The sequence below is a fragment of the Desulfotruncus alcoholivorax DSM 16058 genome, from assembly GCF_000430885.1.
GTDB classification, from domain to species: domain Bacteria; phylum Bacillota; class Desulfotomaculia; order Desulfotomaculales; family Desulfallaceae; genus Desulfotruncus; species Desulfotruncus alcoholivorax.
In genome coordinates this window covers 36410-57400 of the sequence record NZ_AUMW01000011.1, presented here as the reverse complement: position 1 = coordinate 57400, position 20991 = coordinate 36410, and the positions used below count along the sequence as shown (strand labels likewise).

Here is a 20991-nt window from a genome sequence, read left to right as displayed (position 1 = left end):
TTGAATTATGACTCCTGACTCCTGAATACCTGCAAATATATTAAAGGTAATCGGAGCTTTAGCCCGAAGTGCTAAAGCTCCTTTTGTGATGCCTTTTTCATGGTGATGTAATGAAAGGTTTGTTGTCCCGAATTATCAATACAACAGAATATACCGGGCTGGTTAAGGCTTTTAATACCGGACGCAATCAACAGCAGGTTTTCGGGCTGACCGGTGCCCAGCGAAATCTATTAATCGCAGCACTGGTGGAAGATTTTAGCCCTGCCGGCCTGGTGATAACAAACAGTGAAATCGAGGCGGGACAGGTTGCTGACGACCTGTCTTCACTGTTGCCCCGGGACCGGGTTGAACAGCTCCCGGTATATGAATTATTGCCATACCAGGTACTGGCCCACGGCAGGGAGGTTATCTCCCGCCGTTTGAGTATTATGGAAGCTCTTTGCCGTAATGAGCCTTTGGTTGTTGTTGCACCGGTCGAGGCTTTAATGCGCAGGCTGACGCCACCTGACGTTTTTAAGTCAGTTGTTGTAGATATCGCTGTGGGAGACCGTTTGGAGACGGAGGAACTGGTCCGGCGCCTGCTTGTTATGGGCTATGAAAGGGTAGACCTGGTGGAAAACCCCGGACATTTTAGTGTGCGTGGCGGTATTGTAGATATTTACCCCATGACCTGGGAAACGCCTGTAAGACTGGAATTCTTTGACGACGAGGTGGATTCCGTCAGGCTTTTTGAAGTGGGGTCCCAGCGGTCGGAGAAAAAAGTTTATCAATGTTCTGTTTACCCGGCCAGGGAGTTTATCATCCCTCCGGAAAAATGGTCCATCGGCAGGGGAGCGGTTAAGGCAGATTTCAGGATTCAGCAGCGTAAGCTGGCCAGGTCAGGCGATACCGCAGCACTGCAGTTTTTTGAAGAACATTATGGCCAATTGGTGGAAATGCTGGATAATGAGGTATACTTTCAGGGTTTGGAGTCCTTTGTGCCTTATTTTTATCCCAGGGTCTCAACCCTGCTGGATTATCTACCGGCAAACGTTCCTGTTTACATTGACGAACCCCAAAAAATTAAAGAAGTAGTGCAAAGTATTCAGCGTGAACGAAGTGAAACATATGCAGACCTCCTTTCCAGGGGTAAGATTTTGCCCGGTCAGCTTAAAGGGTATATTGATTGGGAGGATTTATACGGGAGCATTGGATCAAGGAGAGCCGCATATTTTACATTCATGCCCCGCCAATCGCCTTTTGTCCGGCCTCAAAATATTGTGAACCTTACCGCCAAGTCGATGCATAGTTTTCTTGGCCATACTGAAATGCTGGCAGAGGAAATTAAACAGTGGCGGCGTAACGGTAATGCAGTAGTCATGCTGGTAACGGGGCAGGATAGGGGCAGGCACCTGCTTGATGCTTTAAGGGACGAAAAAATTGATGTATTTTATGTCAGCAATCTGGACCAGGAGGTTAAACCCGGCAACGCGGTGATCTGTCACGGGCAGTTGTCCAACGGTTTTGAATTGGTTAACGCCCGGTTGGTGGTTATTACCGAAGGCGAGATTTTCGGACAAAGGCGGCGTAAGCGCCGGGAGCAGCCCCGCGAAGGGAACCGGATGGAGCCCTTTACCGACCTTAAAGTAGGGGACTATGTAGTTCACGTTAATCACGGAATCGGCCGCTACCAGGGGATAGTGCCGCTGGATATAGGGGGTATTCGCAAAGAATACTTGTTAATTAAGTATTCCGGTGAGGATAAGCTTTATGTTCCAACGGACCAGGTATCATTGCTGCAAAAATATCTCGGCGCCGAGGCTGACGCCCCGCGGCTGTCAAGGTTGGGCGGCGCGGAGTGGAGCAGGGTAAAGAGCCGGGTGCGGGAAGCGGTAAGGGATATGGCCCAGGAATTATTGGCCCTTTACGCAGCCCGTGAAACGGTCCAGGGCTATGCTTTCGGACCGGATACGGTATGGCAAAAGGAATTTGAGGATGCCTTCCCCTATGAGGAAACTGCAGATCAGATCAAGGCCATAGAAGATGTTAAACGAGATATGGAAAGCAAGCGGCCCATGGACCGGTTGCTTTGCGGGGATGTGGGCTACGGAAAAACTGAAGTGGCTTTGCGGGCGGCCTTTAAGGCGGTGATGGAGAGCAAGCAGGTTGCGGTGCTGGTTCCTACAACCATCCTTGCTCAACAGCATTATAATACCTTTAGGGAACGCTTTTCAGGTTACCCGGTAAGGGTGGAAATGCTGAGCAGGTTCCGGTCACCCCGTGAACAGCGCGCCATCATCAAGGACCTGAAGGAAGGGCGGGTTGATATTGTCATCGGCACCCACCGCCTGGTGCAGGAAGATGTTGTATTTAAGGATCTGGGCCTGCTGGTGGTGGATGAGGAGCAAAGATTCGGCGTCGCCCACAAGGAAAAATTAAAAAGAATGCGAACCAATGTTGATGTTTTAACGCTGACAGCCACACCCATACCCCGGACATTGCATATGTCTCTGGTGGGGGTGCGCGATACCAGTTTGCTGGAAACGCCTCCTGAAAACAGGTTTCCTGTTCAAACCTACGTGCTGGAAGAAGACCCGGTTTTAATCAGGGAGGCCGTACGAAGGGAGTTGGGCCGGGGCGGGCAGGTCTTTTTCGTGCATAACAGGGTCAGTGACCTGGACAATATTACCCTGTGGCTTAAATCGCTGGTGCCTGAGGCCAGGATCATTACCGCCCACGGGCAGATGCGGGAAGAAGAATTGGAACAAATAATGCTCGATTTTATTGATGGTGAATATGACCTGCTGGTATGCACCACCATTATTGAAAGCGGCCTGGATATACCTAACGTAAATACGCTGATTGTCAAAGATGCCAATAATTTTGGCCTGGCGCAGCTCTACCAGCTTCGCGGCAGGGTCGGCCGGGCCAACCGGCTGGCTTACGCTTATCTTACCTTTCGTAAGGACCAAGTTTTAAACGAAGTGGCTGAAAAAAGACTCTCCGCCATCCGGGAATTTACCGAACTTGGTTCGGGTTACAAAGTGGCTATGCGTGACCTGGAGATCAGGGGTGCAGGCAATTTGCTGGGTGCGGAACAGCATGGCCATATTGCAGCGGTCGGCTTTGACCTTTACTGCAGGCTTTTGGAAGAAGCCGTGCAGGAAGCGAGGGGCCGGAAAATTGAACAGCCTGTGGAAACGGTGGTGGAATTACCTGTTGAGGCCTATATTCCCGATGATTATATTACCGATACCAATCAAAAAGTGGAACTTTACAGGCGAATAGCAGCTCTTAAAAAACCGGAAGAGGTTCCGGACCTCGAAGAGGAACTGGTTGACCGTTTCGGGGATTTGCCCCCGCAGGTACAAAACCTGCTGCGAGTTGCCCGGATACGGGTTATGGCCGGCAGCTTTAAAATTAAGTCCATCAGCAGGCAGCAGGGTTTTTATCGAATGGTATTTGCTCTCAACCATAGTCTTACCGGTGATAAATTGGTCAGGATCGGGGAGAATTATGAAAACAAAGTAAAATTTAACAACACCGAAGAAGGGTTTGAAATCAGGTTGAAATACAGAGAGGCCGGTAGAACTATTGAAAAGCAACTGGCTGATTTGGAACGTTTTTTGGAAGAGTTTAAATGATAATATCGTAAATGTAACTACTCAGGAGTCAGAAGCCAGAAGTCAGAATGAGAGAACGGTTTATCGTTTCGAAGTATTCTTTATTCCGATTACTGAATTTTGAATACCTCGCGCGGAAATTATCGCTTGTTGCTGTAGGTGTTTATTTGCTATATAATTGAATGAGTTGGTGCCGCCCACAGGTGGCATTATTAATTATGGGGAGGAGATAATTTGCGTAAAAGTTTTTATATCCTGGGATTGATTATAATACTGGCTTCCATCATCCTCTGGGGCTGCGGAAGTAAAAACGTGGTGGCATCAGTTAACGGTGAGGATATTACAGCCCAAGAACTGGACGAGCAGGTGGCCTTGATGAAAACAAACCTCGAGCAGCAAGGCTTCAGCTTTGAGGGAGACCAGGGTAAACAGTTGGAACAAGTGCTTCGCAAAAACCTTGTAGACCAAATGATCGATCAAAAACTGCTTTTGCAGGATGCCAAAAAGCGGGGTATGATGCCAAGTGACAAGGAAGTTCAAGCCGAAATCGACAAGCTTAAAAAGCAGCTTGGCACTGAAGCTGATTTTAAAAAATTTTTAGCTGCCAACGGGGTCAATGAGCCTAAATTAAATGATCTGGTCAGGGAACAACTGGCCATGAAGAATTTACAGGAAAAAATAGCGGCTGAAGTTCCGCAACCCACCGGTGAGCAAATTAAAGCATATTATGAGCAAAATAAAACACAGTTCAGCCAACCGGAGCAACGGCAGGTAAGTCATATTTTAATCGGTGTGGGTGATTATTCAAACGGTAAAAAACGTTCTGAAGTGGATGCCAAAGTGCTGGCACTTCAAGTTATCCAAAAAATTAAGGCAGGGGAAGATTTTGCCAAACTAGCCAAAGAGTATAGTGACGATCAGGGCAGTAAAGATAACGGCGGCCAATATCCTCCGTTTAGCAAGGGCAGCGGTTTTGTCAAAGAGTTTGAAGATGCCGCCTTTAACCTGAAGCAAGGAGAGTATACTACAGAGCCGGTTAAAACAACGTTCGGTTACCATATTATTCGCCTGGATAAAATTATCCCGGCCCAAACTAAAACATTGGAAGAGTCAAGGGCCGGTATAATTTCCTCTCTTAAACAGGATGCAGTTAACAAAAAAACAGATGAATATATGAAAGATTTGCGGGATAAGGCCAAAATTGTGAACAACCTGGAAAAGACCCAGCCGGATCAGGCTAAAAAAAGCGATTCGACAAAAAAATAACTGATTCATGCAAAGATGAAAATAATTTGTTGCGATTGGAAAAAAATGAATAATTTCTTCCCTCCGGTTATATACTAACATAGAAGGTTTTTAGTCGTGATTATCTTCAGGTAAAGGAGGGAAGGGGCGGCTGATGAAAGCAACCGGCATTGTGCGACGTATAGATGATCTTGGCAGGGTGGTTATCCCGAAGGAGATAAGGAGAACGCTTAGAATCCGGGAAGGCGACCCCTTGGAAATTTTTGTTGACCGGGAAGGTGAAGTAATTTTAAAAAAATATTCTCCCATTGGTGAATTGGGTGATTTCGCAAAGGAATACGCTGATTCATTACACGAGGCCCTGGGCCACATTGCTTGTATAGCCGATCGGGATACTATTATTGCCGTTTCCGGTGCACCCAAAAAAGAATTTTTAAATAAACCAATAAGTACTGCCGTAGAAAAAGTAATGGAAGATCGCAAGGCGGTAATAATCAATAATCCTGGCAAAGACCCCTATTGTAAGGAATGTTTGATTACGGGGGACGGTGAATGTAAATATTCCGCAGAGGTCATAGCGCCGATAATTGCCGAGGGTGACCCAATTGGCGCAGTGATCCTGGCTTCCCGGGAAAGTGATTTAATAATGGGGGAATTGGAATTAAAGCTGGCCGAAACTGCCGCAGGGTTTCTGGCTAAACAAATGGAACAATGAAAACAGCCCGTTGTGGGCTGTTTTTTATTACTTTATAAATATATAAACTGCCATATATGGCAAGAGACACGCGGTAATGGAACTGATTTTAGCGCGTTTTTTTAATTGTTCTTAAAGGAAATCAGTAAAATTTGTGGTAATTGGTAAGGATAGCGGTAAGAAATTGCATAAATCCAGGGGGTTCTTAAAATTGGCGGGAACAATTACCATAGTTGGGTTGGGACCTGGTGGCAAGGATTCACTGCCCCTGGCCAACCTTTATGCTTTAAAAAATGCAACCAAGTTATACCTTCGCACAGAAGTGCATCCTGTGGTTGATTGGATCAAAGAACAAAGCATATTGTTCCAATCATTTGATAAATACTATCAACAAGCTAACAGTTTTGAAGGGGTTTACCGGATGATAGCTAATGATGTTTTAGCTGCTGCTGAGTCCTGTCCGGTAGTATATGCCGTTCCCGGGCACCCGTTGGTGGCGGAGTCTTCAGTAAGCCTCATTTTGCAAGAGTCGGAGCGCAGGGGGATTGAAACTAATATTGTTCCAGCCATGAGCTTTTTAGATGCCGTCTATGCCCTGCTCAGGATAGACCCCGTGCAGGGTATGCAAATTGCGGACTGTTTGCAGCCGGGTGAATTAAAATTGAACCCGGCGATTGCCGCGGTGATTGTTCAGGTGTACAGCCGCCTGGTGGCATCAGATTCAAAACTTGCCTTGCTGGAAATCTACCCTGCCGACCACTCCGTGTATTTAGTACGGGCTGCAGGTGTTCCGGGTCAGGAAAGAGTTGAACAACTGCCGCTTTATGCTATCGACAGGGTTGATTGGATAGATCATCTTACCAGCCTGTATATTCCTCCTGTTGATTCTAGTTTATACAAGGGTTCAAGCCGGTATCCCCTGGACGAACTGGTGGAAATAATGGACCGGCTGCGTGGAGAAAACGGCTGTCCATGGGACCGTGAACAGGATCACCATACCTTGACCCCTTACCTGCTGGAAGAAACATATGAAGTGCTGGAAGCCATTCAACAGGAAGATATGTATAAAATTTGTGAAGAATTGGGAGACTTATTACTACAAATTGTCTTCCATGCCCAGATAGCAAAAGAGAAAGAAATATTCGACATCAATGACGTGGTGGACGGCATTTGCCGGAAAATGATACGCCGCCATCCCCATGTTTTTGGCGATATAAGCGTCAAGAACAGTGCTGAAGTGCTGGTTAACTGGGAAAAAATTAAAAGTACCGAAAAGGATGGTGATACAGGTCAAAATCAATCTATACTTGACGGGGTGCCCTGCGGCCTACCGTCCCTGACACGCTCTTTAAAAGTACAGGCAAAAGCTGCGCGGGTAGGTTTTGACTGGCCTGATTACAGGGGCGCTTTGGAAAAAATTAAAGAGGAGCTCGATGAGTGGGAGGAAGCGCTGGACAGCGGCATCCGGGAAGACATTGAAAATGAAGCAGGGGATGTATTGTTTGCGGTGGTTAATACCGCCAGGCTGGCCGGTATTGATCCTGAAGTTGCTCTTTTAGCTGCCATAGGTAAATTTACCCGGCGTTTTAAATATATTGAAAAGAGTGCTTCCTTAATGAATAAGAACTTGGCTGATATGTCGCTGGAAGAAATGGATAAACTATGGAATGAGAAAAAAAAGAATGAAAAAATAGAAAAAATGTAGGAAAAATTTACTGTTTAGAAGGAACTTGAAGCTGGACAGCGAATAGTTTAGAGCATGTTTACCACGTTTAATCTTTGAGGGGGGTATCTATGAACAAAGCAGAACTCATTGCCAGTGTGGCAGAAAAGGCAGAACTGACCAAAAAGGACGCGGAAAAAGCTGTTGGGGCATTTTTAGCAAGCGTTGAAGAAGCCCTCATAAACGGTGACAAGGTCCAATTGGTTGGTTTCGGGACTTTTGAAGTAAGGGAGCGGGCTGCCCGCAAAGGCCGCAATCCGCAAACCGGTGAGGAAATAGATATTGCGGCGGCTAAAGTGCCGGTCTTTAAAGCCGGCAAAGTTTTACGCGAAGCCATTTCCTAATTTAGTAGACAAGGCAGAGGCATTTTGAGATTAGACAAGTTCTTAAAAGTGTCCCGTATAATTAAACGCCGCACCCTGGCCAAGGAAGTGTGTGACCGGCAGCAGGTAATGGTTAACGGCAAAATCGCTAAGGCTGGTACTGTTGTTGGTGCCGGTGATGTGGTTGAAATATCATTGGGTCAGCGACGGGTTAAGATTAGGATTGTTGAGGTGCGGGAAACAACTCCTGCAAGCCAGGCTAAAGAGTTGTATGAATTAATTGAAGATTTTAGGTTGAAGGAATAAGTAAGGTCCCCAGGGGCCTTTTTTGTTTTGTTTGGCAAGCATTTGCGAGTATATGATAATAAAGTGGTTTAAGGCTAAGAGAGAGTAATATATTTTTAAAATTTGGCATTTGACTTAATATGGTAATATTTACAATAAATACATCGAAGCGGACGACCCTGTCCGCCCGCTTCGATGGGTTGGGGGTGCTGCTAATGTTGCCTTCAGGTCATAATTATAAAAAGCTGGGGGATGTCTGGGCTGTATTGCCACGGTTAAACTTAATTCATAAGCGGGGGCGAAAATTAACCGGCTGGCTAATCGATAAGTTTGGCTGCTTAATGGCAATTTACGTTAATTGCCGTGTTGTTTATCCGGAGTTCCCTCCTCTGGTTGCTTACCCAGGTTTGTATGTGCCATCATTTGCCGGAGGTCTTCGCTATGAGGGGGCAGCGCGTTTAAAAGGAGTGCTGAACTACTTTACCAGGGGGCCTGATCAAGAGGGAAGGGGAAACACTAGAATAATTTACAACCTTCCCACAAAAGATATAGAAAAATTAATAACGGGAGGGATGGTTATGCGGTATATCAAAATTATAGCAGCACTAGTAGTTGTCTTAGGAATATTATGGGCATGCAACTTAAACCCCCAGCGCAAACCCCTGGAACGTGTTCCCGGTGCACCCGACAAAGAGCCAACAATTAGTCTTTATGTTAATGAGAAAGGCACCAGGGAAAATATTAAGTTGGAAGATTATCTGGCCGGTGTGGTGGCTGCAGAGATGGAACCCACCTGGTCAATTAACGCATTAGCTGCCCAGGCCATTGTTGCCCGGACGTTCACCATGGAGAATATCCAGGCAGGGAGGGTTAAAAAGTTGCATGGAACAGACGCATCTACCAGTGTTGAGGAATTTCAAGCTTACGATCCTTCCCGTATCAATGATAACGTTCGCAAGGCAGTTAAAATGACCAGAGGCAAGGTTATTACTTATCAAAACGATTATATCAAAGGGTGGTTCTCAGCTTGCGACGGTGGCATTTCCGCCTCAGCCCAGGAGGGGCTTGGGTATAATAAAGGGCCCACAAAATATATTAAGGCTGGTGCGCGGGACGGATGCCTGGCGGTAACTTCACCACAAAACAGAGACTGGCATGCTGAAATACCATTGGATCGCGTGCGTGAGGCTGTTAAAAATATCACTGGAACCGACCCTGGTGACGTAAATAAAGTAAAGATAGTAGAAAGGGGGCCTTCAGGAAGAGTCACAAAAATTCAAATTGGCTCTGCAACAGTTGGCGGCTCTGAGTTAAGACTCGCCCTTGGCAGTGAACAAGTTCGTTCCACACTTATTTCCCGGGCTGAAGTTCAAGGGAATAATCTGTTGCTGGAGGGGAACGGGTTTGGACATGGAGTTGGGTTATGCCAATGGGGTAGTCAAAAAATGGCCAATGAAGGAAAAGACCCTGAAGAGATAATTAAATTTTATTTTAGGGATGTTAAAATACAGAAATTATGGGATTGACAGGTTGCAAGGTGGTCCAAATTGGGGCCACCTTTTTGCGCATATTCCCGGCTAGGCGGCATAGATATGATATGAAAGGTTACCCGTATTCGGGCCGGGAGGTGATACTGGTGGTGGAACAAAAACAAGGATTCAGCAACCGGTTGACCCTTACCGAAAGGAACCACCTGGTGGTTCAAGGAGTAGAGTATGTCGGTAAATTTAACGAAAGAGAAATAAACCTTGATACTAACTTGGGTTTTTTGGTGCTAAGAGGTGAGGGTTTACATATAACTAATCTGGACTTGGAAACAAAAAATATGGTTATTGAAGGACGAATATCTGCTCTTGAATTTTATGATCGAAAAAGCGGGAAGAGCATAAAAGGGAAAGGAATGCTGGATAGAATTTTTAAATAACCACCGGGTGGTGCGCTGCACGGCATAACTGGAGGTATTATGTGTGACACAGCCGGTAACCAACCAATTTATGGTGTTTCTGTATACGATTATGACCGGGGTTCTGGCCGGTCTTTTCTATGACGTTTACGCCGGTTTGGCACAGGTGTTCAGGTTGAGAAAAACCGGGGTCCTGGTGGGCGATATTATTTTTTGGCTGATACTTACGCCTTTAATTTATGCTTTGGTGCTATTTTTCAATCGAGGTGAAGTCAGGTTTTTTGTTTTAATTGGATTTAGTCTGGGTGCAGGCAGTTATTTTTTGATCTTTAAACGCAATGTAAGGCTGGTAATCATTAAATTTATTGAACAGTTAATAAAATTTTGCCGGTTGGTTGCCAGGGCTTTTGTATTGATTGCAATGGTGATGGTATTTCCTTTTAAAGTACTGTATATGGCGGCAGCCTTTCTTTTCAGGATGCTGGGCCTTGGAATGCGTTTAGCCGGCCGGGGTGTAAGGGTTATGTTCAAGTTTATCATTCCGGCGCCGGTCAAAAGGCTGGTTGGAAAAATAGCTGGTAAAGCTGCTAATTTGCTAAAAAGGAAAAAACCGGGGCCATAAAAAACCGCCTGTTACGGGCGGTTTTTTATGGTCTTGGTTTTATTCTTTATTAATCAGTGAACGGAAAAGTTCTATGGCCTTTATCCTGTATTCAACCCGGGGTTTCGAACCGTAATACTGACCTTGAATTTGCTTTTCTGCTGCTGAGGCCGCTGCAATCGAAGCGGTTGGTGCGGATTTGGCCAGGTCTACAAAACACAGGGGCGGATAAAGTACACACCACCAGTTGGCACCCTTGCCATCCCCGATAATAACCCGTACTGCTTCATATTTTCCGGGGGGAAGGGTGAGTTGACTTATCTGTCCGGATTCTTTTCTAATTGTATATGTTTTAGCCGGGAATTGAAATGTTCCCCGCGCTACCTTTACAGGGTAGTTATACCCCTGGCGTTTAATTTCATCTGCGGCCGCCATTGCTATTGTCCTTGCGCTGCTATCGGCTATTTTACGGGCTTCTTCAATATTTTTAGCTTTGCTGAAATCATCCCTTGTTTCTAAAACAATACGATCTTTAATCCGGTATTTCAATTGCTGATCATAAAAAGAGTTACTGTTGGCAATCACATGAAGTCGGATTAAACCGGACGGAACGGTGGTGCACCTTAGGTAACTGATATAGGCGCAGCTTGCGGCGGTCATAATCATTAATAATAAAGCAATTTGTTTTAGCTTGTGCATGACATCACCTGCTTTTTTAGTTAATTAGTAATATTTTTTCCATAAATTTCTTAAATAAACCCGCAAAAAAATTTGCTTAATGGCTTATTAATTAAGAAAAAAAAGTCAAAAATAGATATATAGGAATGGGGACACACTTGAAGGCATGTCCCCAATAAGGGAATAAAGGAGGTATGCAAGTTGATTGGCACTACTACATTGGCGGATTACCTGGTAAAGGCCGGTGAAAGACTTCCCGAGGAAGCTAACAGAGTGTTAGAGGCACTAATTAACGAGGGTAATATGAATAAAGAAGATCTTTCATTACTCTCCAGGGTTAAAAGAGCTGTTTTGGATCATGTAATCATGCAGTTATATGCCCTGGGCCTGGTTGATGTTTCAACAGAAGGTAAAAGTAAAATCTGCAGTCTGACCAAGCTTGGCGAGGAATACCTGGCCTTGGTAGACGAAAAGGAAGCCGGCTAATCCAAAGACCGGCTTTTATTTTTTATCAGTTTTCCAAATTGTTTCACCTGTAGGGGCGGCATGCCGCCCCTACGCGTTTTTTGAAAAAAGTTTTTGGTACTGGCAGGAAATATTATGGATATGTAGAAAGATTGTACGCAGTTTGTAATTAAAATGTGGGTTAATCATTTACGCTAACCTGGTTGACCGGGGTGAGCTGAATTGAAAATTGAGATCAGAGGTGTTGAGAAGCTCAGCTTTCGGGAACGGCAAGTTGTTGCTTTAAAGGAAACGGGTTATTCAAACGACCGGGTGGCAAAACAACTGGGGCTAAGCGCCAGTACAGTGGCTACGCTTTATGGCAGGGCACGTACAAAGGGCTATGAGGTGGTTATTATAATTCCCGGTGAGAGCCTGGGCCTGTTTGGGCCTGAAGAAGAGGAGTGAAAAACAACGTGACAGGTTCGCCAAATCCAGGACTTAAAAATGTGGTAAATATAAAAGATGAACCAGGGATTCGGCGCCGCAGAGTCTTCCGGCCCGGAAGCAGCAAACTGCCATTGCTGATTGTGGCGTTGCTTTTAATGTATATCTCTTTTTCTCTTGTAACGCGTTTTGACCAACTTTATTCAATGCAGAGAGACCTTGACGCGATGCAGAAAGAAATTGCGGAAATGAGGGATAAGAATCAGGGGCTGCAAAAACAGCTTGAACGTCTGCAATCAGACGCTTACGTTGAGCAAGTGGCCAGGGAGAAACTGGGACTGGTTAAGCCAGGTGAGGCTAGAATTGTACCTGTGCAGCCCGGTGGGTCTAATGCCCAGGGTTCAAATGCTGTTCACGGTGTTCGGGATTAAACACTGCTTGACACATGGTGTGGCTTTGATATAATTAATCAAGGTCTTTCAATGTGGGAGGAACTATTTCCGATATGCCAGTCCAGCTGGGAGAGATTATAGAAGGCAAAGTCACCGGCATAACAAGCTTCGGGGCTTTTGTTGAATTACCTGACGGGAAGACGGGTCTGGTACATATTTCCGAAATTGCCGAGGAATACGTCAAGGATATAAATGACTTTTTAAAACTTAATGATGTGGTTAAGGTTAAAGTTATATCTGTTGACCCCAAGGGTAAGATCGGGCTTTCAATAAAGCAAACAATTGAACGAAGGCGAAAGCCTGCAAGGCCGGAAGTTTCGTTTGAGGAAAAGCTATCTCGTTTTTTAAAGGACAGTGATGAACGGTTGCAGAGTTTACGGCGCAACACCGAATCGAAGCGGGGTGGCCGGGGTTCAGCGAGAAAAAGCTAATGTGAAGCATTCTTATAAAGAATGCTTTTTATACTTTTGGGGACATACCTCCGACCCCTGCGGGCGGACAGGGTCGTCCGCCCCTACTCCGACCCAAAAGAGGAGGTGTGTCCCCTTTCCTATAGCGGGGTGATTTCTTATGTTAGCTGCAGCCATTGATGTGGGAAGCAATTCTACCCGGCTGCTGGTTGCGGATATAACAGGAGGCAAAGTTGTACCCATTATTACGGACATGAGAACAACGAGACTGGGACAGGGTATCATGGAAGGCCGGCTGTCGGATGAGGCTGTTTCCAGGACAATTGCTGCCATTGAAGACTTTGTCCGCCGCTCATGTGAGCATGGTGCAAAAAAAATTAATATTGCCGCCACCAGCGCGGTAAGGGATGCTAAAAACAGCAGGGATTTTATTAATGCGGTATTATCAGCAACAGGGATAAAGCCCAGGGTGTTGTCGGGTACTGAGGAGGCCAGGTTAAGTTACGAGGGAGTTATGGCAGGAACGGGATACAATGAGGCAGTAACTGTGGTTGATATTGGGGGAGGCAGCACAGAATTTACCTGGGCAAGCAGCGGCCGGCCCCAATCCATTAGCATGAATGCCGGTGCAGTGCGGATGACCGAGTGGGGTTGTGGTCAGGAACAAGTTGAAGCTGTGCTGAGAAAAGCTATTGAGACCGTTAAGCGGGATTGCACCGGGGATGTGGTCGGGGTTGGCGGCACGGTGACAACTTTGGCTGCCATGGCTTTAGGCTTACGTGTTTATAACCGGGAAAAAGTGCATGGTTATAAATTAACTTTGAACATGGTTGATCAGATTTATAGTGATTTAATTCGTCTTTCGGTGGAAGAAAGGAAACAGTTGCCCGGGTTGCAGCCTGAACGGGCCGATATTATACCGGCGGGAGTTTTGATATTAAGCGTAATTTTACACGGGCTGGAAAAGGAATACCTGTTGGTAAGCGAGGCGGATATTTTGTACGGACTGGTCTTATGTTGTTGGTGCTGAAAAATGTCGTAATAAAAATGGCATAAAATTCCAAATAAGACATTACATTTTCACCCACCTGTAATATAATGGAAATAATATTGCGGGCCAAAGGGGTGGATTTTTTGTTTGAAAGAGTCGAAGTCAACATGTTTCAGCGTAATCGAAAAAGCAAAGAACGAGCCACTTTTAATGATAACCGGTACGAAAGGGGCAGTCGCCTAAAGCTTTTGGCGATTCCCGAATTTAAAAAACTGGCCGTTAATTTAGGTATACTGGCATCGGCTTTTTTGCTTGGAAGGGCGGTTTTGTTGGGGGAGATCTTTCCGTTTGGCGCTGCTTTTGTGGCGGCTTCTTTTGCTTATAGGCACAAAATTGTCTGGGCGGCACTGATGGGTTCAACCTTGGGACTGGCAACAGCAACCCACGGCTGGGATCTGTTGATTCATTTCATTTCTCTGATGGCCGCTGGTGTGGGTGTCCTGGCTTTACCGTCAAAAGCCCCCAGATTCCGAATAATGCTGGGCGGCATAGTTTTTGCGTCGGTGGTGGTTACGGGAACCGGCCATGCGGCTTTTGATGATCCAACTGCTTATGCGTATGTCAGGGTTCTGTTTGAAGCCATTTTTGCCGCATTTTTTGCTTCAGCTTATTATACTGCGCTAACAGGGTTTGACCGGATTACCCGGGGGAACCAGGTGTCCGTTGATGAATTATTTTGTATTATAACTCTGGTAATATCCGCTGTTGCCGGGGCAGGGCAGGTGCAGTGTAACGGTGTTAGCCTTGGCGGTATCCTGTCCGGAATCGTGGTAATGACTGCGGCTTTCCTGGGTGGCCCTGGATTTGGCGCCGCTGCCGGAGCCATTATGGGTGTGTTGCCCGGGTTGATCTTCGATGTTTCGCCTGCGGCGCTGGGGGCCTTTGCCTTTGCCGGTTTTTTGGGAGGGCTTTGCGGTGGCCTGGGCAAAATAGGGGTAGCAGGTGGTTTTTTATTGGGCAACATTTTGCTTACGGTCTACCTGAGCAGCGGTCAGGATATAGCCGGTGTAATTTCAGAGTGCTCGGCGGCAGCCTTAATCTTTTTGTTGGTCCCATGCTCATTAATTAATAAAATTAAAAAATTTTTTCCAACGATCAACCCTTGGGTGGAAGCTTCACCTGCTGCCGAGAACGGCGTGCTGACGGGCTTGAAGGAACGGGTCAGCGATTGGGGGTCTGTTTTTAAAGAAATATCCAGTGTTTATGAGCAAGTTGGCGGTGCATTGGAACAGGGGCAGGATGGCCGGGGATGGGTTCCATTAATTAACGAAATTAAAAACATGGTTTGCTCAAACTGCGTTTTAAACCGGGTCTGTTGGGAAAGGGAACAAACACTTACTTACCAAAAGATGCAGGTGTTATTGGACTTAGTTGAGCAAAAAGGTACAGCCGGACAAGACGAATTGGAAGAAAATATGAGGACCCGCTGTTCACGTGCCGGAGAGCTGGTTGTTGCCGCGAATTGCCTGTACAGAATGCAAAAAATGAACCAGTTTTGGGAAAGCCGCTTGCGTGAAAGCAGAAAATTGGTATCGGAACAGTTGCGAGGCATGCAGGGGATAATTGACAATCTTGCTAGAAATATGGAATTTGAAGACCAAAATTGGGCGCGTCGCGGTGAACAAATGAAGCAGGAGTTAAAACAGGCCGGCCTAAACGTTGCCTCTTTATCTATATTCCCGGGAGTCGGGGCTATGGAAATTGAAATTGTCTTGCCGGCCTGCGGCGGAGGTAAAAGATGTATTTATGATGTTGCTCCTATTTTAAGCGATCTGACAGGCCTAAATTTAGCCCCGGCCATCAATGACTGTACGCGTTATAAAAGGGAAGATTTTTGTACGGTCAGATATTACCCGGACTTAAAACTCAGGTTGGGTTTGGGTGTGGCCGGTGCGCCTAAAAAGGGTAATGCAATTTCCGGAGATGCATATGAGTTCATCCAATTGGGAGACGGCAAAATTGCTATTATGATGAGTGACGGAATGGGGTCAGGTCCGGGTGCGGCGGCTGAAAGCAGAGCTACCTTGGCCCTGCTGCAGCAGTTGCTGAAATCTGGCTTTAACCAAGATCTGGCAGTAAGAATATTGAATTCCGTAATGATGTGCCGTCTGCCCGAGGACAATTTTACCACCGCTGACTTGCTTATAGTAGATCTTTACACCAAAAACGCCGAGGTGATCAAAATTGGTGCTTCTCCAAGTTTTTTTGTTCATCGCAGCCAGGTTGAGGTCATTAAAGCGAATTCCCTTCCGGTAGGTGTTGTTGACGATATAAATGTTTTTTCCGTAACGATGAATATAGCTGCAGGCGATATGCTGGTTATGGTGACGGACGGGGTTGCGGATGTGCGCCCGGGGGAAAGTGAGAAAGATGACTGGATTAGTGCGGTGCTGGGGGAAATCATTGAACTCCCTCCCCAGGAGGTGGCGGAATTAATTTTACGGCTGGCGATTAGCAGCGCCGGCGCAGGGAACCGGGCGGCGGACGACATGACTGTGCTTGTGGTACGGGCGGAAAAGGTCAAATAATAAAAAGAAAGGGACAACCCGGGCTCGCTTAAGCGGGCCTTTATATATTTTACTTGTGAAATTTTTTATAATAGAAGGAAATTTTTTCTCCGGTGTTGAAAATTAAAACAATAAAAATGTGGGTGATAAAATGCCTCTGGTCCAGCTGGTGGCTGAAAAAATAAAAGAACATGCAATGGTCACCGCAGGAGAAACAATTGTAGTAGGAGTTTCAGGCGGGGCAGATTCAGTTTCATTATTACATATCTTATACAGGTTGAAAGATGAGTTAAAAATAAGATTGGTTGTGGCACATCTGAATCACCGGTTCAGAGGTGAAGAAGCAGACGCTGATGCGAGGTTTGTTTCGGAGCTGGCGGAACGCCTGCACCTGGAAGCTTATGTTGAATCCCGCGATGTTCCTGCCTATAAGAATGCCCGGGGCGTATCGGACCAAGTTGCGGCCCGTGAAGTAAGGTATAATTTTTTAAGTGAAGTGGCTGCCAAAACGGGGGCGGCCAGAGTGGCGCTGGGACATCATGCTGATGACCAAACCGAAACAATCCTGTTGCATTTTATCCGGGGTACGGGGACGAGAGGCCTCAGGGGGATGTTGCCTGTCAGAGATAATTTTTTTATCAGGCCTTTGCTCACCATCAGGAGAAAGGAAATCGAGTCATATTGCCAGCAGCACGGACTGGCCTACAGGCATGATGCCAGCAATGATAAAACAAAATATTTTCGCAACAAACTCCGGTTGGAGTTGGTTCCTTTGCTTGAAAGTAATTATAACCCCAATTTAATTCAAGCTATCAACCGGCTGGGAGAAATTATCAGGGAAGAAGACATCTACTTGGATCAACAGGCCGGTAAAGCCTACCGGCAGGCCAGGTTGGAATCCGGTGGCGGCACGGTTAGGCTGGAAAGGGACCGGCTGCTCGCGATCCCGCCCGCACTGAGAAGCAGGGTAATACGACTGGCCTGGTTTGAGCTTTGCGGTGACAGGGATGACTTGGAATATAAGCATATTAATAAGGTTTTGGAAATAATAAAAGATGGAGGGGGTTACCGGCAAATTGCATTTCCCAGGGGTGTGACGTGTGTAATAAACTACAATCTGGTAGAACTCACCTTGAACCACGACAAGGAGGCGGTACCCTTTTACCAGTACCGTATCAATATTCCGGGTATAACTCCCATACCGGAAGTTGGGATGTCTATTGGGGCTCAGCTTCTTGCCAGGGAAGAGGTGGCGTATCTTTCGGGCGCCGAGCCCTGGGAAGCCATATTGGATTACGATAAACTGTCCATGCCCCTGGTGGTAAGGAGGAGGCTAAACGGGGACAGGTTTATGCCGCTGGGACTTGACGGAACAATTAAACTTAAAAAATTTTTCATTGATAATAAGATACCTTTAAAAATCAGAGATTATATCCCGCTCGTTGTATCCGGCTCAGATATCGTTTGGGTTGCCGGGCAGCGCCCGGGTGAGAAATGGAAAGTTACCGGTGAAACAATTACTGTTTTACGATTATATATAAATAATTACGGAAAAAATTCTTGTATAAGCTAAAAAACGGGCTTTTTTAATTGAAACAATTATGTTTTTTTGATAAAATTGCCTGGGATTTGAGAGGAGTGGCCGTGTTTGAACAAGGTCATGAAGAACCTTAGTATTTATCTATTGATCGTCCTGGTTACCATTGCCCTGATCAAGTATACCTCCCACCCTAACACAACAGTTCAAGAATGGCGATATGACGAATTTTACGCAGCCTTGAACCAGGGCAAGATAAAACAGGTAACACTGCAGCCTGAAGATGGGACCGTTCTGATCACGGGACAGCGGGTGGATGGAACACAGTTCAAGGCAAGGACCATAACCCCGGGCATCGAGGAGTTAGGGAACATTTTGCTTGAAAAAAAGATAAGCTATAATGTGCTTCCTTTGCCCCAGCCGGGTTGGTGGACCGGTCTTTTAACCACTCTGCTGCCAATTTTAATTTTTGTGCTGTTGTTTTTCTTCCTGATGCAGCAAACCCAGGGTGGGGGTAACAGGGTGATGTCTTTCGGTAAGAGCAGGGCCAGGCTGCATACCGACGACAAGAAAAAAGTTACTTTTGCCGATGTGGCCGGAGCTGATGAAGTTAAGGAGGAACTGGAAGAAATTGTAGAGTTCCTTAAAAACCCAAAAAAGTTCAACGAGCTTGGCGCTCGCATCCCCAAAGGAGTTTTGCTGTTTGGTTCACCCGGAACGGGCAAGACCTTGCTGGCCCGGGCCGTGGCCGGGGAGGCCGGGGTTCCGTTTTTCAGCATCAGTGGTTCTGATTTCGTGGAAATGTTTGTAGGTGTGGGGGCCTCCCGGGTGCGCGATCTTTTTGAACAGGCCAAGAAAAACGCCCCCTGTATAGTTTTTATCGACGAAATCGATGCCGTCGGCCGCCAGCGCGGGGCCGGTTTGGGCGGTGGCCATGATGAGCGTGAGCAGACCCTGAACCAGTTGCTGGTGGAAATGGATGGATTTGAGGCCAACGAAGGCATTATCATTATTGCCGCCACCAACCGTCCGGATATACTGGACCCGGCATTGCTCAGACCGGGGCGCTTTGACCGCGAAGTGGTGGTTGATATACCGGATGTCAACGGCCGCAAGGAAATCTTAAAAGTTCACGCCCGGGGCAAACCGCTTGCGGCGGAAGTGAATATAGATGTTTTGGCCCGGCGAACCCCCGGATTTACCGGGGCCGACCTGGCCAACCTGATGAATGAAGCTGCGCTGCTGGCGGCCCGCCGCAATAAAAAAGAAATTGGCCAAAGTGAACTGGAGGATTCAATAGAGCGCGTTATTGCGGGCCCGGAGAAGAAATCCAGAGTCATCAGCGAACAGGAGAAAAGGTTGGTTTCCTATCATGAGGCCGGGCATGCCGTGGTAGGCTACCTGCTGCCACATACCGATCCGGTGCACAAGGTTTCAATTATTCCGCGGGGCAGGGCGGGAGGCTATACCCTGTTATTGCCCAAGGAAGACCGTTATTACATGACCAGATCCCAATTGTTTGATCAGGTTACCATGCTGCTGGGCGGTCGTGTGGCTGAGGCCCTGGTTTTAAAGGAAATTAGTACCGGAGCACAAAACGATTTGGAACGCTCCACTGAACTGGTGCGCAAAATGATTATGGAATACGGGATGAGTGATGAACTGGGTCCCATGACGCTGGGACGCAAGCAGGAAACAGTATTTTTGGGACGCGATATAGCCCGTGACCGCAACTATGGTGAAGAAGTTGCTGCAGCAATTGACAGGGAAGTCCGGCATATGATCGAAAAAAATTACAACCGGGCTAAAGACTTGTTGAATAAGCATATGGAAGTACTCCATTTAATTGCACGCAATTTAATGGAGAAGGAAACGCTGGAATCGGAAGAGTTTGGAGCACTTATGCGGGAAGCCGGCGTTGAAGCTAACAAAGCATAAGGAGGAAGCAAATTGGAACGCACTTACGTAATGGTTAAGCCTGACGGCGTACAAAGAAATCTGGTGGGAGAAATAATCTCCCGTTTTGAAAAAAAAGGATTAAAAATTGTCGCGCTGAAAATGCTGCAAATCTCGCGAGAACTGGCCGAACGCCATTATGGAGAACATAAAGGTAAGCCATTTTTTGAACCTCTGGTGGAATATATAACCTCCGGGCCGGTCGTGGCAATGGTTTTGGAAGGTAAGGATGCGGTAAGTACGGCCCGGGACATGATGGGGGCTACAAACCCGCTTAAAGCAGTGCCGGGTACGATACGCGGAACTTTTGGCATGGATATCGGCAGAAATGTAATCCACGGATCCGATTCGGTAGAGAGTGCAAACAGAGAGATAAACATATTTTTTGCTCCTGAAGAAATAATTGAATATAAAAGAGATACAGATAACTGGATTTATGAGTAAAAAAGCGGCAGGGCCGCTTTTTGTTTCACTTATCAGGAAATTATATCTGGCCATATTTATGGCAAGAGCTGAGGATTTAAGTATAAAAAAGCGCGCATTAAGGGAACTGATTTAGAGCGCTTTTTTTATTGCGCAGCAAATTATGTTTTGGATTTGCAGGAAATGTTCTCTACATGTAGAATTTATTCCTTTCAAAGAAATAATGAGGTGAGGGATAGCTATGTCCTTAACCGCCAAAATTGAAACCGGGTTAAGAGGTGCGGCCAGAGAAGAAGTTAATGAAAAAAATACCGCCATTACGTATGGCAGCGGCAGCATTAATGTGTTCGCCACTCCGGCCATGATTGGTTTGATGGAAAAAGCCGCGCTCAGTTCTGTCGACCAGTTGCTGCCTGAAGGGCACTCAACGGTTGGTATTAAAGTGGATGTGGAGCATGTGGCTGCCACTCCCATTGGTGGCTTTGTTGAAGCCCGCTCCGAACTTTTGGAGATTGACGGGCGCCGGTTGGTATTTAAAGTTGAAGCATTTGACGGTAAAGGTTTGGTAGGCCGGGGCCGGCATGAACGGTTTATAGTTTCCACTGAAAAATTTTTAATGAAAGTTAAGGAAAGATTATGAAAATATGAAGGGAATGTTTTGGCCCGGTAGAAATATACTATAGTTATTTATTAATGTATTGTGTATGAAA

General features: G+C 46.3%; 20 protein-coding genes. 19 read left to right on the top strand and 1 reads right to left on the bottom strand.

Annotated elements, in window-relative coordinates; translation table 11 throughout:
* Positions 1–110 precede the first annotated feature (110 nt).
* The 9 genes from mfd (at position 111) to yabQ (ending at position 10397) form a co-directional block, all read left to right on the top strand.
* On the top strand, positions 111–3623 hold the full coding sequence (gene mfd, locus H569_RS0106120) for a transcription-repair coupling factor (RefSeq protein ID WP_027364281.1): 3513 nt from the start codon (positions 111–113) through the stop codon (positions 3621–3623).
* Between the two features lie 213 nt (positions 3624–3836).
* Positions 3837–4868, top strand: a complete 1032-nt coding sequence (locus H569_RS0106115) for a peptidylprolyl isomerase (protein WP_027364280.1) — start codon at positions 3837–3839, stop codon at positions 4866–4868.
* Between the two features lie 133 nt (positions 4869–5001).
* Positions 5002–5562, top strand: coding sequence for a stage V sporulation protein T (gene spoVT, locus H569_RS0106110; RefSeq protein WP_027364279.1), 561 nt, complete (start codon positions 5002–5004; stop codon positions 5560–5562).
* Between the two features lie 190 nt (positions 5563–5752).
* Positions 5753–7246: a bifunctional methyltransferase/pyrophosphohydrolase YabN gene (yabN, locus tag H569_RS0106105; RefSeq protein WP_027364278.1), complete on the top strand. Its 1494-nt coding sequence runs from the start codon at positions 5753–5755 to the stop codon at positions 7244–7246.
* An 89-nt stretch (positions 7247–7335) separates the two neighbouring features.
* Complete coding sequence (locus H569_RS0106100) at positions 7336–7608, top strand: HU family DNA-binding protein (protein ID WP_027364277.1); 273 nt, start codon at positions 7336–7338, stop codon at positions 7606–7608.
* Between the two features lie 24 nt (positions 7609–7632).
* On the top strand, positions 7633–7893 hold the full coding sequence (locus H569_RS0106095) for an RNA-binding S4 domain-containing protein (protein WP_027364276.1): 261 nt from the start codon (positions 7633–7635) through the stop codon (positions 7891–7893).
* Between the two features lie 194 nt (positions 7894–8087).
* Positions 8088–9398, top strand: a complete 1311-nt coding sequence (locus H569_RS0106090; protein ID WP_309294772.1) for a SpoIID/LytB domain-containing protein — start codon at positions 8088–8090, stop codon at positions 9396–9398.
* 71 nt (positions 9399–9469) lie between these two features.
* On the top strand, positions 9470–9796 hold the full coding sequence (locus tag H569_RS0106085; RefSeq protein WP_169726451.1) for a YabP/YqfC family sporulation protein: 327 nt from the start codon (positions 9470–9472) through the stop codon (positions 9794–9796).
* A 43-nt stretch (positions 9797–9839) separates the two neighbouring features.
* Entirely contained in the window at positions 9840–10397 is a 558-nt protein-coding gene (gene yabQ / locus H569_RS0106080) for a spore cortex biosynthesis protein YabQ (RefSeq protein ID WP_027364273.1), read from the top strand.
* Between the two features lie 39 nt (positions 10398–10436).
* Here the strand turns inward: yabQ and H569_RS0106075 are convergent, their stop codons facing one another.
* Positions 10437–11075: a stage II sporulation protein R gene (locus tag H569_RS0106075; protein WP_027364272.1), complete on the bottom strand. Its 639-nt coding sequence runs from the start codon at positions 11073–11075 to the stop codon at positions 10437–10439.
* A gap of 180 nt (positions 11076–11255) precedes the next feature.
* Here H569_RS0106075 and H569_RS0106070 point away from each other — a divergent pair, with 180 nt between their 5' ends.
* The 10 genes from H569_RS0106070 to H569_RS0106020 all read left to right on the top strand — a co-directional run bounded on the left by H569_RS0106070 (position 11256) and on the right by H569_RS0106020 (position 20921).
* Positions 11256–11540, top strand: a complete 285-nt coding sequence (locus tag H569_RS0106070; RefSeq protein ID WP_027364271.1) for a transcriptional regulator — start codon at positions 11256–11258, stop codon at positions 11538–11540.
* Positions 11541–11741: 201 nt separating this feature from the next.
* Positions 11742–11966: a helix-turn-helix transcriptional regulator gene (locus H569_RS0106065; protein WP_027364270.1), complete on the top strand. Its 225-nt coding sequence runs from the start codon at positions 11742–11744 to the stop codon at positions 11964–11966.
* Positions 11967–11974: 8 nt separating this feature from the next.
* Positions 11975–12376 (top strand): FtsB family cell division protein, encoded by a 402-nt coding sequence (locus H569_RS19385; protein WP_238492480.1) that lies wholly within the window; start codon positions 11975–11977, stop codon positions 12374–12376.
* A 74-nt stretch (positions 12377–12450) separates the two neighbouring features.
* Positions 12451–12828: a S1 RNA-binding domain-containing protein gene (locus H569_RS0106055; protein ID WP_027364269.1), complete on the top strand. Its 378-nt coding sequence runs from the start codon at positions 12451–12453 to the stop codon at positions 12826–12828.
* A gap of 139 nt (positions 12829–12967) precedes the next feature.
* Positions 12968–13837: a Ppx/GppA phosphatase family protein gene (locus tag H569_RS0106050; protein WP_027364268.1), complete on the top strand. Its 870-nt coding sequence runs from the start codon at positions 12968–12970 to the stop codon at positions 13835–13837.
* Positions 13838–13941: 104 nt separating this feature from the next.
* Positions 13942–16386 (top strand): stage II sporulation protein E, encoded by a 2445-nt coding sequence (spoIIE, locus tag H569_RS19380; RefSeq protein WP_157833471.1) that lies wholly within the window; start codon positions 13942–13944, stop codon positions 16384–16386.
* A 130-nt stretch (positions 16387–16516) separates the two neighbouring features.
* The gene (gene tilS / locus H569_RS0106040) at positions 16517–17938 is read left to right on the top strand and encodes a tRNA lysidine(34) synthetase TilS (protein ID WP_027364267.1); all 1422 of its coding nucleotides are present in this window, start codon (positions 16517–16519) and stop codon (positions 17936–17938) included.
* Between the two features lie 75 nt (positions 17939–18013).
* On the top strand, positions 18014–19840 hold the full coding sequence (gene ftsH / locus H569_RS0106035; RefSeq protein WP_027364266.1) for an ATP-dependent zinc metalloprotease FtsH: 1827 nt from the start codon (positions 18014–18016) through the stop codon (positions 19838–19840).
* 12 nt (positions 19841–19852) lie between these two features.
* The gene (gene ndk / locus H569_RS0106030) at positions 19853–20302 is read left to right on the top strand and encodes a nucleoside-diphosphate kinase (protein WP_027364265.1); all 450 of its coding nucleotides are present in this window, start codon (positions 19853–19855) and stop codon (positions 20300–20302) included.
* Between the two features lie 220 nt (positions 20303–20522).
* Positions 20523–20921, top strand: coding sequence for a thioesterase family protein (locus tag H569_RS0106020; RefSeq protein ID WP_027364264.1), 399 nt, complete (start codon positions 20523–20525; stop codon positions 20919–20921).
* Positions 20922–20991: the final 70 nt, after the last annotated feature.

Bases quoted from the DNA above. Each gene is read 5' to 3' on its own strand.
- mfd (WP_027364281.1), top strand. From the start codon at position 111: ATGAAAGGTTTGTTGTCCCGAATTATCAATACAACAGAATATACCGGG.
- spoVT (WP_027364279.1), top strand. From the start codon at position 5,002: ATGAAAGCAACCGGCATTGTGCGACGTATAGATGATCTTGGCAGGGTG.
- H569_RS0106100 (WP_027364277.1), top strand. From the start codon at position 7,336: ATGAACAAAGCAGAACTCATTGCCAGTGTGGCAGAAAAGGCAGAACTG.
- H569_RS0106090 (WP_309294772.1), top strand. From the start codon at position 8,088: ATGTTGCCTTCAGGTCATAATTATAAAAAGCTGGGGGATGTCTGGGCT.
- H569_RS0106085 (WP_169726451.1), top strand. From the start codon at position 9,470: ATGAAAGGTTACCCGTATTCGGGCCGGGAGGTGATACTGGTGGTGGAA.
- H569_RS0106075 (WP_027364272.1), bottom strand. From the start codon at position 11,075: ATGCACAAGCTAAAACAAATTGCTTTATTATTAATGATTATGACCGCC.
- H569_RS0106055 (WP_027364269.1), top strand. From the start codon at position 12,451: ATGCCAGTCCAGCTGGGAGAGATTATAGAAGGCAAAGTCACCGGCATA.
- H569_RS0106050 (WP_027364268.1), top strand. From the start codon at position 12,968: ATGTTAGCTGCAGCCATTGATGTGGGAAGCAATTCTACCCGGCTGCTG.
- tilS (WP_027364267.1), top strand. From the start codon at position 16,517: ATGCCTCTGGTCCAGCTGGTGGCTGAAAAAATAAAAGAACATGCAATG.
- H569_RS0106020 (WP_027364264.1), top strand. From the start codon at position 20,523: ATGTCCTTAACCGCCAAAATTGAAACCGGGTTAAGAGGTGCGGCCAGA.